This is a genomic window from Gottschalkia purinilytica (assembly GCF_001190785.1).
GTDB classification, from domain to species: Bacteria; Bacillota; Clostridia; order Tissierellales; family Gottschalkiaceae; genus Gottschalkia_A; species Gottschalkia_A purinilytica.
Genome location: NZ_LGSS01000010.1, coordinates 1 through 20,236, shown reverse-complemented (window position 1 = coordinate 20,236; position 20,236 = coordinate 1). Strand labels below are relative to the sequence as shown.

Genomic DNA, 20,236 nt, shown 5'->3' with positions numbered 1-20,236 from the left:
TTTATTTTAAATATTTAGAAAGTACTTAGTACTTCTTCTATCCTTTTATCTGCCTTTTCCATTATTTTTTCATGAATATAAGCAGATTTTGAAGTAGATTCAACTAAAATTGAATCTATATGTCTAACACCTACTGTCTTAAGTAAAGCTTTAAGGTAGCTATTTCCAAATTCAAGATGCTTATTTTTTCCTATAGAATAAGTACCTCCAGATGCTTGAATGTGTAAAGCTTTCTTGTCCTTTAGAAGTCCAATCATACCAGTTGAACTATACTTAAAAGTCTTACCAGCTACCATAACTGTATCTATATACTGTTTTAATTTAGTAGGAATGCTCATATTCCATAATGGACTTACAAATATATATTTATCTGCATCTACAAACTGATTTACAAATTGATCTATTTCCTGTAGCTTTGTATTTTCTATGTAAGTTAAGCTATCTTTATGTTTAGATTTATTCCATCCTGTTATAACATCTATATCTACTATAGGCAATTCAATTTTATATAAATCTATCTCGATTATTTCATCTTGTGTATTTTTTTGTTTATAAAGATTTAAGAATCTCCTACCTATTGATAAACTATATGATTCTTCTTCTTTTTTGGGATTGCAAGTTATATACAATACTTTACTCATAGTTTTCTCCCTTTCTTAATTTTCCATGTTTAATTTATACCTCAATTATGTTGTCCTTAAAATAAATTATACTTTACAAATTATCTTGTTTATATATTATCATTTTAACATATATTAATGAGCTTTCATGTCAATATCTGCATAAGTAAAATTTACATATTATTTATTCACACAGTAACTTAAATCATAATAAAAAAGAACTGTGTATCCTATTAACCATATGGTCATAAATATTTCTTATAATGATACACAGTTCTTTCATTTCATTTTTTTATTCTATTTTAGTTTTCTTTAATTATTACTAGCTGGTCATTTTCAACATCAACCACTACATTATCCTTATCTGTTATATATCCTCTTATAATCATTTTACCTAATTCCGTTTCTATAAACTTCTGTAAATATCTTTTTATAGGTCTTGCACCATAATTATGAGAGTATGCATTATTTAATATATATTCTTTCCCTTTTTCAGTCAGATTTATATCTATATTTCTATCTCTTAATCTTGACTTTATATCATTTAATAGTAAGTCTATTATTTTATAAATATTATCCTTAGATAATGGTTTGAACATTATAATTTCATCTATACGATTTAGAAATTCTGGTTTGAAACTAATTCTCATCATATCCATTACTTCATTTTTTGTATCTTCTTTTATTTCTCCATTTTCATCTATTCCTTCAATTAAATAGTCAGATCCTATATTAGAAGTCATTATTATAATAGTATTTCTAAAGTCCACTGTTCTACCTTGATTGTCTGTAAGCCTTCCATCATCTAATACTTGAAGAAGTATATTAAATACATCTGGATGAGCTTTTTCTATTTCATCAAATAGTACTATACTATATGGTTTTCTTCTAACTGATTCTGTTAATTGTCCGCCTTCATCATATCCTACATATCCTGGAGGTGATCCTATAAGTCTAGACACTGAATGTTTTTCCATGTACTCACTCATATCTATTCTTATAATATTTTTTTCACTATCAAATAGAGCTTCTGCAATAGTTTTAGCTAACTCTGTCTTACCTACACCAGTAGGTCCTAAGAATATAAATGAACCTATAGGTTTATTTATATCTTTAAGTCCAGCTCTAGCTCTTATGACAGAATCTGAAACATCTTTCACTGCTTTATCCTGTCCAATAACTCTTTTTTGCAGTATCTCTTCTAAATGAAGTAATTTTTGTCTTTCTCCTTCAACTAACTTTGATACTGGTATTCCAGTCCATCTTGCCACTATTTCTGCTATTTCCACGCTAGTTACTTCTTCTCTTAACATAGTATTTTCTTTGTTATTTTGTTTTTCTTTTTCTTCTTCTAGCTGTTTTTCTAGCTCTACTAACTTACCATGTTTTAATATAGCTATACGTTCTAAATCATATTTTCTTTCTGCCTCTTCTATTTGGATTTTAGTAGCATCTATTTCTTTCTTTATATCACTTATTCTCTTAATTCCTTCTTTTTCTAATTCCCACTGAGCTTTTAACTCATTAGCTTCTTCTTCTAGACTAGATATCTCTTTCTGTATATCTTCAAGTCTTTTTAAAGAACTTTCGTCTTTTTCTTTTTTAAGTGATTGAGCTTCTATTTGTAATTGTAATATTTTTCTTCTAAGTTCATCTAGTTCAAATGGCATACTATCTATTTCCATCCTAAGCATAGATGCTGCTTCATCCATTAAATCTATAGCCTTATCAGGTAAAAATCTATCACTTATATATCTATCAGAAAGAGTAACACAAGCTATGACCGCATTGTCAGCTATACGTACTCCATGATGTATTTCATATTTTTCTTTTATTCCTCTTAAGATTGCTATAGAATCTTCCACTGAAGGTTGGTCTACTATAACTTTTTGGAATCTTCTTTCTAACGCTGCATCTTTTTCTATATATTTTCTATATTCATCTAGTGTAGTAGCTCCTATACAATGTAGTTCACCTCTAGCTAACATTGGTTTTAAGATGTTACTAGCATCCATAGCGCCTTCTGTTCTACCAGCACCTACTATAGTGTGTATCTCATCTATAAATAGTATGATATTCCCCTCTGATTTCTGTATCTCTTTTAGGACAGCCTTCAATCTTTCTTCAAATTCTCCTCTGAATTTAGCTCCTGCTATTAATGCTCCTATATCTAACGAAAATATCGTCTTATTTTTTAATCCTTCTGGAACATCTCCATTAACTATTCGTTGAGCTAATCCTTCAACTATAGCTGTCTTACCTACTCCAGGGTCACCTATTAAAACTGGATTATTCTTGGTTCTCCTTGATAGTATTCTAATAGCATTTCTTATTTCATTATCCCTACCTATTATAGGATCTATCTTTCCTCTTTTAGCTTCTTCTACTAAGTCTCTACCATACTTTTGAAGTACATTATAAGTATCTTCTGGATTATCTGATGTTATATTTTGATTTCCCCTTACTTTATTAAGAGCATCTAAGAATTTAGCCAAAGTAATATTATATTTCTTAAATATATTTTGTGACTGAATATTTTTTTCTTTTATAATTGATATATATAAGTGTTCTACACTTACATAACTGTCTTTAAACTTCTTAGCCTCATCTTCTGCATTCATTAGTATTTTTGTTAATGTTCTACTAGCATAAGGTGATGATACATTTTGTCCATGTACTTTTGGTAACTTATTTATTTCATTTTTTACTTCATTCTTCAAACTATTTATATCTATTCCCATGAGTTCTATAAGTTTCGGAATTAAACCATCTTCTTGTTCTAGCAAAGCATAGTGTAAGTGTATCTCCTCTATTTGTTGATTTTCATTTTTAATAACTTCTTGTGTTGCTAATGATATTGCCTCTCCTGACTTTTGAGTAAATTTTTCAAAGTTCATATTATCACTCCTTAAGTCTAACTTTGACTTTCTTTGACCTTTGTTTTTATTATAATTATTTTACATAAAAAAATCAATAACTAAATATATTTATATTCTTATTATTTTACCTTATTTTGATACTTTATATAAATGATTTATATTAAATTATCTGAAAAAGTAGATTTAATATGATTATGAACATATAGAATAATAGGCTAATAAATTAGTCTTTCGGATTGTTGACAAAAGAAGGTATGATTTTGATCAAAATCATACCTTCTTTTAAAGTTCGTAATATTTTTTCTGATTTAAAAGTAAATTTACTTATTTTCTACTAAGTCAAATATATTCTCTTAACATAATTAGCTCATTTTATCTATATAAAGTGAAAAAACAGTCCTGTAAAGGACTGTTTTTTAAGCATAGAAAAACCATGCTAAACACATTCCTTTCCAATTCGGGAGGCACATACATTTCTACATGTACCCATTGGTCTTATACCATAGGAAAAACCTTTAGGTATATAAGACTCGGAAGATTTTATTCAACTAATTTCTATCATTTCAAAATCGTTATTTAATAAATCTACATATAAAAGTTTATTTCTAAAAACTTCTCCTTTTCCTACCAAAACTTTTATTGCTTCACAACATTGTATAGAAGCTATAGTAGGTGGAATAAAAGACGGGTTACCCCATTTACTTTCTATACCTTTATTTTTATTTTTATAAATTTTTTCAAGAGTTTTGTCACCTGGATATATGGTTGTAACTTGACCGAAAAATCCTGCAATTGCACCATGTACTAAAGGTATATTCTCTTCATAACAGGCTTTTTCAAGTAATAATCTTGTTTCTATATTATCCAAACAATCTATTACAATGTCATGGTTTTTTATGATATCGTTTACATTTACCTCTGAAACCATACAGTTAAAGGTTTTTATATTTATACTACTATTTATTTCTTCTAAAACACTTTTACAAACTTCAACTTTATATTTACCAATTGTTTTTTCTGTAGCAAACAACTGTCTATTTAAATTACTTTCTACAAACACATCACCATCAACTACAGTAATATGCCCTACTCCAAATCGAGCTAAAATTTGACTTGTATAGCCTCCAAGACCACCACAACCAACAATACACACCTTTTTCATATATATATCTTCTATTTCTTCTTTAGAAAAAGAGTTTAGATTTTTAATATATCTTTCAAAATTCATTTTATCAACCTCCACCTACTTGTGGAAAAATTGATAATACATCTCCATCTTTTAAAGAATCTTCTCTATTTGCATCATGTCCATTGACCAAAATAATGTGAGCATCTTCATCAGATATTTTTAGTTCGTCCAAAACTTTACGAATTGTATCTGCGTTAGTATAAACAACTTTTCCCCTATTATCTCTTAAATATGCAAATAATCTTACTTCAACTTTTATATCATTCATAAGAAAACCTCTATGCAAAACAATCTTGTAATCCAAGATGTTTTTTAGTTTCTTCTGTAACTATACCATCTTGTGACCAACCACGTGATATATAGTAGTTATCAAGCATTTTCTCTAAGTTTACTTTTTCACCCTTTACTGGACCACTTGGCATAGCTTCATCAGTTAATCTCTTAGGAAGTGTATCATCAGCACGTGAGAAACCACATTTTTCATTATACATACGCTCCAATGAATAAATTCTTTCACCAACTTCTAATAAAGTATCTCCCGTATAATCTGTACCACATACAGCATTTAAAATATCTGCATAATCCTGATTATCTTTAAGTCCAAAAGTTGTAAATATACACATACCCATAGAATCAACTACTGCTGTTAAGTTTTGAACTATAACAGTTAAGTCTACCTTGTCTTTGTCATCCGTAAGTCTATCAACTTTTGTAGGATAACCTAAGATTTCTGGATTAATCATATAACCTTTAATATGGCAACCGCCTCTATTATTAGTTGCATAGTTAAGTCCAATTCCTTTTGCTCCACGTGGGTCATAAGCTGCAACTTCTTGTTTTTTCACACTCATACTTGTATCTACTTGATCATAGCTTTCACAAAGTCTGTATGAACCGTCTGTCATTTTAGCTCCAAAACCTTCACGAAGTGCTATTTTGTGTAACCATTTTATCATAGAATCTTTGTCGCCCCATTTAAGACTTAATCCATCACTTTGTAGTTCTTCGTCCTTTATAAATCCATTTTCATATAGTTCCATAGCAGCTGCAAGAGTCGCTCCTGCTGATATTGTGTCTAATCCATACTCGTTACATAACATATTAAGAATATTAACAGAGTCTAAATCATAGTTATCACAGTCTGGTCCAAATGACCATATGGTTTCATATTCTGGCCCACCTACTATATCTCCGTTTGGAAGCTTTACTTCACGTCCACAAGAAATAGGGCACGAAGCACAACCTACTGCTCTTGTTAGATGCTCACTAGCTAAAGTCTCACCACTAACTTTATCTATTTTTTCTAGACCAGTGTATCCTTCTTTAAAGTTTTTAACAGGGTGCATGCCATTTTCATTAATTATATTTACAAGAACTGCTGTACCATAAGCACGTAATCCTGTACCACCAACAGGGTCATTTTTAATTAAATTAATTTTTTCTTTTGCTACTTCTCTAAATTTGTCCTTATTAGGAACTTTAACTGTTTGTGTACCTAAAATAGATATAGCTTTTAAATTTTTAAAGCCCATTATAGCTCCCATACCGCCTCTACCAGCAGCTCTGTCAATATCATTCATAATAGCACTCATAAGTGATAAATTTTCACCAGCTGGTCCTATTGCCAGTATTTTGTGTTTGTTACTTGTTTCTGATTTTAAAGTTTTTGTGGTGTCTTCTAGTTTTTTGCCCCATAAATGCTTTGCACTACGAAGCTCTGCTTTATCATCTTCAATGAGTAAATAAACAGGCTCTTTGGCCTTTCCCTCGATAATAATCATATCAAGTCCAGATTTTTTTATATGTGTTCCAAAAAATCCTCCAGAATTTGCTGTTCCTATGGTTCCTGTTAATGGAGCTTTTGAAATTACCATGTAACGTCCACCTGTTGGAGCCATAGTGCCTGTAACTGGGCCTGTAGCTAATATAATTTTATTTTCTTCGCTTATGGCTTCCACATTCGGATCAACTTCATCAATATAAGTTTTTACACCAAGACCTCTGGCTCCAATAAAGTTTTTTGCATTTTCCATGTTTAAATCTTCATATAAACACGTACCTTTTGTCAGATTTACACGCAAAACCTTACCCATATAACCATACATAATTTAAACCTCCTTTACAATATTTTTGTTACAATTTCATTATATCAAACTCATTTTTTTATTCAATGATGCTAATTGACATGAATAGTCATTAAATTTAATTATAATATTAAATTTATTTATTTAACCTTTTAACATCTAAAATATAGATTTAATATCTCAATATAATTTTTTATAAAAGTAAAAAACTTCTACTTAAAAGATTAGAAGCTTCTATTTATCTATAATTAAAATGTTACTATTATTGTCTAAAATAGTACTATACGAAATCTGTTTAAGATAAATGTAAAATTTCCTCTTTAGGCTACTTAGTTTAAAAACTTAAAAAAGATATTTTCCTGGTAAAGTTTCAAACCTGACTATAGCTTTTGTATTAAGTGCTTTCTTTTTAGTTCTAACATATTTTTTACTATCCCAATTTTGCCATTAAATCCTTATTCACAGATTAGCTCAAATATTCTTACATCGATTGTTTTTTTACCCATCATTTTCGTAGACCTACCTTTATTTCGGTTTATGATAAAAATAAGAGACTAATAAATTAGTCTCTTATTTTTATATATAATTAATATCCCAACCATTTAACTTTCTCTTTTAATTCTGGATCTACTCTTGGTGGTGCTGGTGGGTCCATGTCTGGATAACCTATTGGAATAATTCCAGCTATTTTTCTATTTTCAGGTATATTTAAAGTTTTTCTTGTTTCTTCTTCATGTGCAACATGTCCTGCAATCCAAACTGTTCCTAGTCCTTCCTCATAAGCTGATAAAGTTAAATTTTGAATAGCAGCACTTGCAGCCATTAAAGATTCTTCTGTTTTTATCTCATCATCATAAACTTCATAAGTTACTATTATATGATTTGGAGCACCTCCAAAGTCTTTAGCATATTCAAGCATTCCTGCTTTCTTTTCAGTTGGAATATATGGAGCATTTGGTATATAATCTTTTGCCCAATTATAAAATATGTTACATACCTTATCAACATATTCTCCTTTTGTAACTATAAATTCCCATGGTTGACTATTTCCATTTGAAGGTGCCCAATTTGCAGCCTCTAATGTTTTCTTTATTTTTTCAGTTGGAACCTCATCTTTTTTATATTTTCTTATAGTACGTCTTTTTAGTATAGCTTCAAAAGTCTCAGCCATGTTATCATCCTTTCTAATAACTTGTTTTACATTTCAATTATTTTAAATTTCAAATTTACTATAAAAGTATACAACATTATCATATATACCTATCTTTTATAAGTTTAAATCTATTTTTAATAGAAAAACTAATATATTTTGTAAAAAAGTAAATTTAAAATCATTGTATCTATTATATTAAATCAAGCAATTCTATAATACAAGTTTATATTAACTCGTGTTTAAGTAATACTATCTTAATATCGCTATAGCTAATATCTTCTGGTAAAAGATCCTTAATAGGTCTAAGCCTATCTATTCCTGCCTCATTTGCAGCAGTTAATATTTTGTTTTCTTTTTCTGAGTCATCAATAAACTTTGACCAATCAACATGCTTATCATCTTCTTGACATTTTATTAGATGCTTTATAATAGTATCTTCTGTAAATCCTCTTTTTTGTGATATTTCATATAGGGAAACACCTTCTAAGTAACAATTGTATGTTTCCTCATATTTATTAAGATTATCACTATTACTTTGTTTTTGATTACCATATTCTCTTTGATCAAAATCTTCTTGTAATCTAGCTCTTATTTCATCAATATTTATATCTTTCTCTTTACAATATTCTTTAATTACATTGATGAAGTTATCTCCATAACTTTCATATTTTCTTAATCCTACGCCCTTTATTGTTAAAAACTCATCTTTAGATTGTGGTAAATATGCTGACATTTCCTTTAGTGTTACATCATGAAAGATTACAAATGGTGGTACATTCTTTTCTACTGCTATCTGATGTCTTATATCTTTTAATTTATTAAATAAATCCTTATCAAATTCAAAGTTATGAATTTCTAATTTACCTTTTTCATCTTGTTTTTTATCTACTAAATCTTTCTTATGATAAAGTTTAACTTCTCCTTTTAAGACTTCACGAGATTTTTCTGTCAGTTTAATAACAGGAAACTTATCCGCCGTCATATATAAGTAACCTTTTGAAACAAGGGTCATCATTATTTCTCTTATTGCAGCTTCTCCATAATCTTTCATAATCCCATAAGTAGACACATTATCTAATCCGTACATTAATATATTCTTACTCCTAGATCCTCTTAAAGTTTGTATAATAACTTTTGTTCCGTATCTTTCATTTGCTCTATAGACACAAGACAGTATTTTTTGAGCTTCAATAGTTATGTCAATCATTTCAGATTCATCTAAACAGTTTCCACAACTATCACACTTATTCGTTTTTATTTCTTCCCCAAAGTAAGTTAATATTTGATTTCTTAAACAATCATTTGTATGACAGAAATCTATTAAATACTGAAGATTCTTATACAATCCTTTTTGTCTTTCAGTATCTAAAGTATCATTTTCAATAATATACTTTTGCTTTACAATATCTGATGGAGAGTACATTAAAATGCATTCACTTTTCTCACCATCTCGTCCTGCTCTTCCAGCCTCTTGATAATAAGCCTCCATATTTTTAGGCATATTATAGTGAATCACAAATCTTACATCAGGCTTGTCTATTCCCATTCCAAATGCATTTGTTGCTACTATAATTTTTTTTCTATTAAAAATAAAGTCTTCTTGGTTCTCATTTCTTAGTTCCGAATCCATTCCTCCATGATATCCAACAACAGAAAATCCTTTAGCCTCTAATTTTGTTACTAAGGATTCAACTATTTTTCTTGTAGAACAATATATTATTCCTGAACAATCTTTAAAATTGTTACCTAAGTAATCAACTACATACTTAAACTTATCACTAGGTTTTACTACACTGTAGAATAAGTTAGGTCTATCAAATCCTGTTATGGTCTCTACAGGATTTTTAAGTTGTATTAGATATTTTATTTCTTCAATTACTTCTTTTGTTGCAGTTGCAGTAAAAGTAGCTACTATAGGTCTTATGTTCAATGAATTAATAAATTTAGGTATTTCAAGATAACTTGGTCTAAAATCGTGTCCCCATTGACTTATACAATGTGCTTCATCTACAGCAACTAGAGAAACTTTTATGTCCTTTACTAATTCTAAAAACATACTAGTATTTAATCGTTCTGGTGCAACATAGATAATTTTATATTTATTTTCTCTTATTTCTTTTAATCTATATATTAACTCACTATTTTCAAGAGTGCTATTAATGTAAGTAGCAGAAATACCAATTTCATTTAATGAATCGACTTGATCCTTCATTAGAGATATTAAAGGTGAAATAACTACTGTAATTCCATCTAATATAACAGCAGGTAATTGATAACAAAGTGATTTTCCTCCTCCTGTAGGCATAATTCCTAATACATCATGACCAGTAAGGATTCCATTAATAAGATTTGATTGACCTTTTCTAAATTCATCATATCCAAAATATGTTTTCAATGCCTTATTTATATTCATAATATATCCCCCTTTCTTAAACATATTTATGTATCAAAATAATATTGAACTTGCTATGATTTCCTTTATATTTTTATATGATAAAAGAGTCAGGCTCAATCTGACTCTTATTTGTATCTCATTTAGTTTATTAATATTAAGGTTTATTTAACTTTCTATCCGTACCGTATTATTTTAATCAAATACATCATTATATATCTCTAATCTATATTATAATAGTAATTAGTTTTTTGTTCAATTTTAATCTTCTATACATCATTAATTCTAGTCTTATCTTCTAAGTTTAAAACACTTTTATACATAAACTATATAAATAATGCTTTTAAAAGCATTTAATATCTAAATCTAATATATTATTCGCATTATAAAAAATTTAGATAATTAGAATATGAATATCAATTATTATTAACCCATAATGTACAATTTTAGAATAGCTAATATTAATCATTATAAAATTCAATAATAACTTTGAAAAGATCACCATCTATCTTAATATCAAGTTTTCCTCCCTGAAGCTCAACAATACTCTTTGCAATTGCAAGTCCAAGACCTGATCCTTCTGTAGTTCTAGACTTGTCTCCTCTTTTAAATCTTTCAAAGATTTCTTCTACATTAAAATCTAGTTCATATGCTGACGTATTTTTCATAATAATTATAACTTTTTTATTTTCTTCAATTATATCTATAAACACTCTAGTATTAGGTTGCGAATATTTTAAGATATTACATAGTAAATTTTCAAATACTCTCCATGTCTTTTTACCGTCAAGATTTGCATACATATTTTGCTTTGAAGTATTAACTCTAAATGTCAAATGAGATTTTTTAATTTTCTCATTTAACTCTCCCATAGCTTGATTTAGTAAAGCAACTACATCTACCTTCTGAATATCTAGTTTTACTTCCCCACTAGATAACTTTGCTGCTTCAAAAAGGTCATCTATAAGAATCTTAAGTCTTTGAGATTTTCTATCCAATACTCCAATATATCCTTCTAATTCATCTTTAGATAGATTATTATTTTTTAATAAATCTATATAGTTTATTATAGAAGTTAGAGGAGTTTTTAAGTCATGCGATACATTAGTTATAAGTTCTGTTTTTAATCTTTCACTTTTTATCTGTTCTTCTAAGGATTTTTTAAATCCGTCTCTCATATTATTTAAATTATAAGCTACATTTGATAGTCTTCCTTTGTCTCTCACCTTTACTTCATAGTTTAAGTTACCATATGATATTTCCTCTACTCCTTGTATTATTTTATTTATGCTACCTATCTTTTTTAATATATAACTTAATGTTAAAGGAAAATAGGCTACAACAATCAAAAGCAAAAATAGAGTAAGTTTTGTACTTTTATTTACAAAATAAAAAATTAATATAGACATAAACATAAACACTGATGCATTAAATGCAATAATTATACATAATCTAAAAAACGGACTTTGAATTTGTACGCTGTCTTTAATATTAATAATACCTTCTTTAATATAGATGACACCTCTATAGATTAAACCTTTTTTCAATTGAAGTCTAAGTTCATTTTTATTCTTAAATAATTTTAAAGCTCCACTTATGTTAATTATAATATATGTTACATAAATAGCTATAAAAGTAAGAGTTATTATATGTCCTACTCCTAAAGGAAAATAGAAAAACTTCACTGCATCAATATAAACAATAGTAATAAGTGTATATATAAATAATAAAGCTACTCTTAACTCTATCGGAAATTTGCTACATATATTACTAACGTTCCTAATAAATTTCGGAAACTTTAACCCTTTATTTTTTATTATTACTCCTATTATAGTAAGTCCGATAATTGATGATACGATGAAAATTATTCTCTCTTTACCCAATCTCTCTTTTACATTTTTCATATATTTTATATCTTCATGTATTTGACTATATCCATTTGCTTTCTTAGGAATAATAATATATCCTTCTAGTTCATGTTTATTGATAAATTCACCACTATAGTTATATTTATTAATAATATCTTTATGTGAAATTTTTTCGCTATATAAAGCAAACTTTTTTATATACTCATTAACGTCTGTTATATTTTCAATGTTTGTATATGTCTTTTTACTTGTGTTATCTACAAAATAATATTTAATATTTGCTCTATTATCTATATATTTTATTGTTTTTTTGTATTTATCATCTTTATTAATTATAGCCTCATGTTTGAAGTCTTCCATGCTTTTAGTATTTTGAGATTTGAATTCTTTAAGCTTTTTTATCATTTCATCATATATTTCTATACTTAAACTTATATTCCCAAATTCATATTCAGAATCAATTCGCTCATCGTATTGATTCTTTATGGCTGCCATTTGGTCTAGTAACGTTTGTTCATGTTTATTTTTAATATTATTAATTTCTATATCATTTACTTTACTATCAGGAATTTTATTTTCATAATCATTAAAAGTTATAAGTAATTTCATTAAATTTTCTTTATATTCATATAAACTATTACTTATAATTTGGCTATTTTCATGAAAATCGTCACTAAAATAATATTTGTACTTGTTAAAATCCCACGCTGTCAATAAAGCAAGTGCTAATATATATATAGCTACAATAAAAGCAAATAAATATATATATTTATTTTTCGATCTTATATCCAATCCCCCACACCACCTTTAGATATTTCGGTTCTTTAGGATTTATCTCTATTTTTTCTCTTATTCTTCTTATATGAACTGCAACAGTATTCTCTGCGTTATAGCAAGGTTCATTCCATACGTTCTCATATATTTGTTCAATAGAAAATACTCTACCTTTATTTTTCATTAAAAGTTCAAGTATCTTATATTCGGTGGGAGTAAGTCTTACTTCTTCTCCATCTACTGTAATGGTCTTTGTACTTTTATCTAATATAAGTCCTCGTACATTTATCTTATCAGGGCTTTCTTTATAGTTTCCAAAGTTCATGTATCTCCTCAACTGTGACTTAACCCTTGCTGTAAGTTCTAATGGATTGAAAGGCTTCGTAATATAATCATCTGCCCCTACATTAAGTCCCAGTATTTTATCTGTATCTTCTGATTTTGCTGAAAGCATTATTATAGGAATGTTTTTATTTTCTCTAATTTTGAAAGTAGCTTTAATTCCATCCATTCTTGGCATCATTATATCCATTATTATAAGATGCACATCATTTTCTCCTAAAATCATCAAAGCATCTATACCATCTTTGGCTTTAAGAACTTTTATATCATCACTTTTTAAATATATCTCTATAGCATCTCTTATTTCATCTTCATCATCTACAACTAGTACATTATATTTAGACATTCATACCACCTCTTTCCACTTAACATTATAGCATTTTGTTATCTTTTTTACCGCAATCACAGTTTTATTTTAATAGCAATTATTTACAAACGATCTATTAAAATTCTTAAAAGTTTCTTAAGAAAGCTAATAAGATATTAGGATAGTATCTAAATATCTCGTTTAACTTGCCTTATCATAGTGTTTCTTTTTAAATCTTAAGATTCTTTATTTTTTATATTTTAAGATACTAATTATAGTGGTATTTGTCTAGAATAATATATAACTAAATATGTGTTACAATAATAAGAGGTGATAATATGAAAATACTTGTAGATGCAGATGGTTGCCCTGTTGTTAAACTAGCCGTTAGAATAGCACAAGAATATAACTTGGATATTATGTTAGTTAAGAATTATTCACATAATATAGATGATCCATATGCTACCATAATAACAGTTGATAAATCTAGAGACAGTGCTGATTTTTACATTGTAAATAAATCTGAGAAAAATGATATTATTGTTACACAAGATTATGGCCTTGCAGCAATGGCTCTTTCTAAAGGTGCTTTATGTATAAATCAAAATGGATTTATAATATCTTCGCGTAATATAGATGGATTATTAGCTCGTCGTCACTTTAATCAAGAACTTCGCAGAAAACATAAACAATATTCAAAGTTTAAAAAAAGAAATCCTCTAGCAGATCAACAATTTGAGAAAAATTTCAAAGCTTTAATTGAGGAATACCTATAATTGAAACTTTCTTTCTTAAATTATGCAATTATGCACAGTTATCTTTTCAAAATAAAAAATAACTGTGCATAACTTTATTCTTATGTAAAGTTATGTACAGTATATACTAAGCTTCATATATTTTTTATTTTGAACATCTAACCTATCTATTTAAATAAAACGCTTAACTATATTTTTTTATGATATTTATATACAATAATAAAAGCATAGAAAGATACTTATGTTATTTTTAAAATAAATATCTTCTATGCTTTATTCTTTATTTTAAGCTTTAATAAAAGCCTATTAAGTCATTATTCTAAGCTTCTCTATTCTATTTTTATCTATATTTTCTATTATGAATTTTATATTATCGTGTTCAACAGTTTCTCCTGATTTAGGAAATCTCCCTAGTATTCCTATAACAAATCCACCTATAGAATCAAAGTCTTCTGATTCTATATTAACTCCTATCATTTCATTAACAGTATCTATCTTTACGCTTCCATCAACGATATATTCATCTTCTTTGATAACTTCTATTTCATCGTCTTCTTCATCATATTCATCTCTAATATCTCCGACTATCTCTTCCACTAAATCTTCTAATGTAATAATTCCAGATGTTCCACCATATTCATCTAATACAATAGCCATAGGAATTCTTTCTGCTCGCATTTCTGCAAAAAGCTCTGATGTATACTTAAATTCATATGTGAAGTAAGGTTCTCTCATATAAGTTTTTATATTAAAATTTTCTTTGTCATTTTCAAAGAAAATTAAATCTTTTATATACAAAACGCCCACAATGTTATCGTAAGTTTCTTCATATATAGGTATTCTTGAAAACTGTTCTTCTTTAAATATCTTTATTACTTCATCGTAAGTAGCATCTATGCTAAGCGTAGCCATATCGGTTCTAAGGGTCATTATGTCTTTAGCTTGTGAATCTCCAAATTCAAAAACATTATATATCATCTGTTTTTCCTCAACTTTTAGAACTCCTTCTTCGTGACTAACATTTACAATAGTTTTTAGTTCTTCTTCCGTAATAAATGGTTGTTGCTTTTCAGGATTTCCACCTAAAATTTTAACTATAAAGTTCGTAATATATATTAGAACTGAAATAATAGGCTTTAATATGGTAGTTATAATATACACTGGCTTTACAACCTTTAGAGAAACTTTTTCAGAGTTTTGTGCTGCTAGTGATTTTGGCGTTATTTCACCGAATATTAATACAAGTATAGTCATTATACCTGTTGCAATACCAACACCATTAGTTTCAAAGTAATCTATTGCCAATGAAGTGGCTAAAGCAGATGCTCCAATATTAACTACATTATTTCCTATTAATATAGCTCCTAGCAATTTACTAGGACTTTCAATTAGCTTGTTAATCAAAGTCGCACCATTTATATTCTCATCTACCATATGTCTTATTCTAATTTTACTTAATGACATAAGAGCTGTTTCTGATGCAGAGAAAAAAGCTGATAATGATAAAAGAATAAATAAAGCTACAAACTGCCAGACGTTATCTGGTTCCAAAATTTATCACACTCCTGAATTATAACGTATTTTTTAACTAATTATACCATAAACCTAACCGTTATATTTACAATATAATTATCAATTTTATCTAAATTCCTAGATTAAACCCCGTTTTTCTTGAATATTAGTTTTTTTCTATTCTTAGATTAGTTTATATCGCTATAGTTAAATATTACGTCTTAATTATATATTAATATATTTTATTATATCAAATTTCTAATTTATATAGATGTTATAGTTGTATAATAAAAGTAATATTTTTAATTTTATGTCAAATTAGTCTAACTAAATAAAGTTAGCAATATAAGTTCTATAAATTTTCCCTTTCTACCCTTATCCTCTATAAAGTATAAATATCCTTTAATAATTAACTTATATCAAAAAATATTAAGTCAATCATATGATGATTTTTTCATAAAAAAACTTCTTGATTTTCTAATCAAGAAGTTTTGTAAAATATCCAGTTTAAAATTTATTTATCTATCTTTAAGTTATATTAATAATTACTTTTAATAGATTTTATTCTATATATTCTCTATATTTTAACCACATTTAGAAAATCCACAGTTAGGACAAATTACACATCCACCTTCATGATTTATCTTATGATTACATTCAGGGCATACAAAACCTGTAGATTTTTTAGCTTTCTGCTCCACTTCTTGGGTACTTGTAACTGCTGATAATTCTTCTGCTGTATTGTATTCTTCAATACTACAGTTTGGCTTTTGTATTTGATTTATCTCTTCTTCCAGTTCTCTCACTATATCATCAACAGTTGACTCATCTACATCTACATAGGTATTTAATACTCTTTCTAATGCTTTCCCTATAGCATCAGGACAAGATAATACTTTTATATCTTTATTAGTACCTCTTTGACGTAATGTAGAGTGACATCTTATTCCTTTTAGTTGCCCTATGATTTCTTTTGGATCCATTCCAGATCTTAAAGCTATAGAAATAATTCTACTTGTAGCTTCACTTTGACTTGGACATCCTCCAGCTCTTCCTAAATTCGTAAATACTTCACATATTCCATTTTCATCATAGTTTACTGTTATATATAGGTTACCGCAACCTATTTTCACTTTTTCAGTAATTCCTTGTGTAATATCAGGTCTTAATCTAGGTGATATATCTTGATTACTAATTTCTTTTATTAATTCTTCATCTTTGTGTTCTTCTTTCTTTACTGTACTTAATACTTGATTTTCTCTACTTCCATCTCTATATATAGTTACTCCTTTACATCCAAGTTTATAAGCTAATACATATACCTCTTCAACATCTTTTTTAGTAGCTTCATTTGCAAAATTAACAGTTTTAGAAACAGCATTATCTACATATTCTTGGAATGCAGCTTGCATTTTTATGTGCCATTCTGGTGAGATATCATGAGCAGTAACAAATACTTTTTTGATATCTTCTGGTATTTCCTCTATATGTGCTAAAGTACCTTCTTCTGCTATTCTTTCCATTAATTCTTTTGAGTAAAATCCTCTTTCTTTAGCTACTTTTTCAAATAATGGATGAACTTCTAGTAACTTATCATTATCCATTACATTTCTAACAAAAGAAATTGCAAACAGTGGCTCTACTCCACTACTTGCTCCAGCTATTATACTTATAGTCCCTGTAGGAGCTATTGTAGTAGTTGTTGAATTTCTAAGATTCAATCCTTTTTTCTTAAATATACTGCCATCATATGCTGGAAATACTCCCCTTACTTTAGCTAATTCTATAGAAGCTTCTTTTGATTTATCATCAATAAATTTCATTATATTTCTAGCTAATTCAACGCCTTCTTCTGAGTTATACGGTATTTTTAGCATAAATAGAACATCTGCAAATCCCATTACTCCTAGTCCTATTTTTCTTGTAAGCTTAGTCATTTCATCTATTTTATCTAGAGGATACTTATTCATATCTATAACATTATCTAAGAAATGAACAGCTTTCTTAACTGTTTCACCAAGCTTATTATAGTCAATTTCATATCCATCTTTAGTCTCTTTTATCATTTTTCCTAAATTTATCGAACCTAAGTTACATGATTCATACGGTAATAATGGTTGCTCTCCACATGGGTTTGTACTTTCTATTTCACCAATATTAGGAGTTGGATTAGCTTTATTTATTCTATCTAAGAATATTATTCCTGGCTCTCCATTATTCCATGCCATGTCCACAATATGATTAAATACTTTTTTTGCATTTAATTCTCCAGCAATTGCTTTTGTATGAGGATCAATTAATTTATATGTCTCATTATTTTCTACAGCTTTCATAAATTCTTCTGTTAATCCTATGCTTATATTAAAGTTTGTAATTTCACTGGTATCACTTTTACATCCTATAAACTCTTCTATATCAGGATGATCTATTCTTAGAATTCCCATATTGGCCCCTCTACGTGTTCCACCTTGCTTAACTGCTTCAGTTGCAGCATTAAAAACTTTCATGAAACTTATAGGACCAGATGCTACTCCACCTGTAGATCTTACTGTAGATCCTCTTTGTCTTAATCTTGAAAAGCTAAATCCAGTTCCTCCACCACTTTTATGTATTAATGCAGCATTCTTAATAGCATCAAATATACCTTCCATAGAGTCTTCTACAGGAAGAACAAAACAAGCTGATAATTGTCCTAACTCCTTCCCTGCATTCATAAGAGTAGGAGAGTTAGGCATAAACTCTAAGTTAGTCATCATATTATAGAATTCTTCTTCCAGTTTTTCTATATCAGCATTTGAATTATATATAGAATCAGCCTTTGCAATATGCTTCGCAACACGCTTGAATAATTCTTCTGGTGTTTCTACCAATCTTCCCTCTAAATCTTTAGTAAGATATCTTTTTTCTAAAACAGTAATAGCATTATTACTTAACTTCATTAATGTATACCTCCAACAACTATATTTAGTGTACTATTCAAGTAGCGATACAATATATTGTATCACCAAGATATTTTAGTGTCAAAATGGATTTAGCCTAAATTTTTAATATATCATTATTAGAGTTTATATTATAAGTTTTTTCTTATCATAATTTAACTTTATATTAGATTTACTATAAAACTAATTTTTATTCAGATAAAATTTTTATTACATTTAAATATTTATTCTTAAAAACATTTAAGCCGTTTATTCTATAGAAACTATATTTTAGGTCAATTTGATTTTTCTTTTATAGCTATGATAAATAAAAAATAGAAGCTTTTTAGCTTCTATATAACTTCTAGTATGTCTTTTAAAGTTTCTTGTGCGTATTCACCTTTGTTATACTTTCTCATACATACTATTATGTTAGGCTCATTTCCCTTAGCTACTATTTCTTTTAAAGCTTTAGGATGTTCTATGAAAGTTCCTAACTCTTTGAAGTTTTCATCATAGATAATAAAAGTAGGAATTTTTATTTTCTCGCTAGGACAAAATTCTTTAAAAAATTCTTCATTTCCTTCCTTCTCTATTATTGATATTTCTATATTATTATTATATTGTTTCATTTTTTGTATAACAGGTAAGTTTATCATACAATCAGGACACCACATTTCGGCACATACCAAAATATTAACTTTATGCTTTATACTTTTTATCTTATTTATATATTCCTCTTCAAAAGTAATCTTATCTAATATTTCTAAAGTCTTTTCTCTATATGAACCCGTGTCTGTTTTTATGAACTCATCAAAAGTAAGTCCTTCATCAAATAGGTCTTTTATCTTCATAAAATATACCCCCTGTTTTAAGTAACAAACATAAAATAATAAGATAATCAAAAATATTTTTATAGTTTTACTTTAAACGAAAATATGTACAATTTGCATCTATTAATAAACGATTATATTAAATCATAACTATATATTATATCTATATGTATAACAATCTAATGACAATTTAGTAAATAGTATATTAAATTTTAATAAATATATTATTAAATAGTACTAAAAAAAGAAGTAATCTGTATATAATAATTAATAAATAAAACCGAATATTAATATATCTGTCACCTACATTTAATATATTAAAGTAGTTACTTTATTATACTATCTTTAATGAACTAAATTTATTATTTGATTAAATTATAATATATACTTTTTTTTAATACAATATTATAAATACTTACAAAAAATAAAAATAACCCAGCAACGTCCTACTCTCCCAAGGCGCTTCCGCCTAAGTACCATCAGCGCTGGAGGGCTTAACTTCTGTGTTCGGTATGGGTACAGGTGTTTCCCCTCCGCCATCGTTACTGGATTTCTTTTAACTTAATATATTCTTTTTAAAGGTTTGTACCTTCAAAACTACACAGCTACT

General features: G+C 27.8%; 13 protein-coding genes, 1 rRNA gene and 1 riboswitch. Of the genes, 1 reads left to right on the top strand and 13 read right to left on the bottom strand.

The features are described 5' to 3' along the window. Positions 1–14: 14 nt before the first annotated feature. From CLPU_RS10460 to CLPU_RS10420, 9 genes are all read right to left on the bottom strand, one after another. The gene (locus CLPU_RS10460; RefSeq protein ID WP_050355612.1) at positions 15–641 is read right to left on the bottom strand and encodes an FMN-dependent NADH-azoreductase; all 627 of its coding nucleotides are present in this window, start codon (positions 639–641) and stop codon (positions 15–17) included. Between the two features lie 281 nt (positions 642–922). Further along, positions 923–3,517, bottom strand: a complete 2,595-nt coding sequence (clpB, locus tag CLPU_RS10455) for an ATP-dependent chaperone ClpB (protein ID WP_050355611.1) — start codon at positions 3,515–3,517, stop codon at positions 923–925. Between the two features lie 411 nt (positions 3,518–3,928). After that, positions 3,929–4,047: riboswitch (molybdenum cofactor riboswitch) on the bottom strand. Continuing rightward, the gene (locus tag CLPU_RS10450) at positions 4,044–4,727 is read right to left on the bottom strand and encodes a HesA/MoeB/ThiF family protein (protein ID WP_050355610.1); all 684 of its coding nucleotides are present in this window, start codon (positions 4,725–4,727) and stop codon (positions 4,044–4,046) included. It overlaps the preceding riboswitch by 4 nt. 4 nt (positions 4,728–4,731) lie before the next feature. Further along, positions 4,732–4,956, bottom strand: coding sequence for a MoaD/ThiS family protein (locus tag CLPU_RS10445; protein ID WP_200898566.1), 225 nt, complete (start codon positions 4,954–4,956; stop codon positions 4,732–4,734). Positions 4,957–4,966: 10 nt separating this feature from the next. Beyond that, positions 4,967–6,793, bottom strand: a complete 1,827-nt coding sequence (locus CLPU_RS10440; protein WP_050355609.1) for an aldehyde ferredoxin oxidoreductase family protein — start codon at positions 6,791–6,793, stop codon at positions 4,967–4,969. A gap of 565 nt (positions 6,794–7,358) precedes the next feature. Further along, on the bottom strand, positions 7,359–7,943 hold the full coding sequence (locus CLPU_RS10435; protein ID WP_050355608.1) for a nitroreductase family protein: 585 nt from the start codon (positions 7,941–7,943) through the stop codon (positions 7,359–7,361). 205 nt (positions 7,944–8,148) lie between these two features. Continuing rightward, on the bottom strand, positions 8,149–10,338 hold the full coding sequence (gene recQ / locus CLPU_RS10430) for a DNA helicase RecQ (RefSeq protein WP_050355607.1): 2,190 nt from the start codon (positions 10,336–10,338) through the stop codon (positions 8,149–8,151). A gap of 440 nt (positions 10,339–10,778) precedes the next feature. Then, entirely contained in the window at positions 10,779–12,977 is a 2,199-nt protein-coding gene (locus CLPU_RS10425; RefSeq protein ID WP_050355606.1) for a HAMP domain-containing sensor histidine kinase, read from the bottom strand. Next, positions 12,955–13,647, bottom strand: coding sequence for a response regulator transcription factor (locus tag CLPU_RS10420; protein WP_050355605.1), 693 nt, complete (start codon positions 13,645–13,647; stop codon positions 12,955–12,957). The genes CLPU_RS10425 and CLPU_RS10420 overlap by 23 nt, the downstream gene beginning before the upstream one ends. Positions 13,648–13,946: 299 nt before the next feature. Between CLPU_RS10420 and CLPU_RS10415 the strand changes: the two genes are divergently transcribed. Next, complete coding sequence (locus CLPU_RS10415) at positions 13,947–14,384, top strand: YaiI/YqxD family protein (protein ID WP_050355604.1); 438 nt, start codon at positions 13,947–13,949, stop codon at positions 14,382–14,384. Positions 14,385–14,669: 285 nt separating this feature from the next. On the opposite strand, the gene CLPU_RS10410 is transcribed toward CLPU_RS10415, so the two are convergent. The 4 genes from CLPU_RS10410 to rrf all read right to left on the bottom strand — a co-directional run bounded on the left by CLPU_RS10410 (position 14,670) and on the right by rrf (position 20,176). Continuing rightward, a complete protein-coding gene (locus tag CLPU_RS10410; protein WP_050355603.1) occupies positions 14,670–15,914 on the bottom strand; it encodes an HlyC/CorC family transporter in 1,245 nt (414 codons plus the stop codon). Between the two features lie 545 nt (positions 15,915–16,459). Then, positions 16,460–18,814, bottom strand: coding sequence for a vitamin B12-dependent ribonucleotide reductase (locus CLPU_RS10405; protein WP_050355602.1), 2,355 nt, complete (start codon positions 18,812–18,814; stop codon positions 16,460–16,462). A gap of 332 nt (positions 18,815–19,146) precedes the next feature. After that, positions 19,147–19,647 carry a thioredoxin family protein gene (locus CLPU_RS10400; RefSeq protein ID WP_050355601.1) on the bottom strand — a complete coding sequence of 167 codons (501 nt, stop codon included), beginning with the start codon at positions 19,645–19,647 and terminating at the stop codon, positions 19,147–19,149. Positions 19,648–20,059: 412 nt separating this feature from the next. After that, positions 20,060–20,176, bottom strand: a 5S ribosomal RNA gene (rrf, locus tag CLPU_RS10395). Positions 20,177–20,236: the final 60 nt, after the last annotated feature.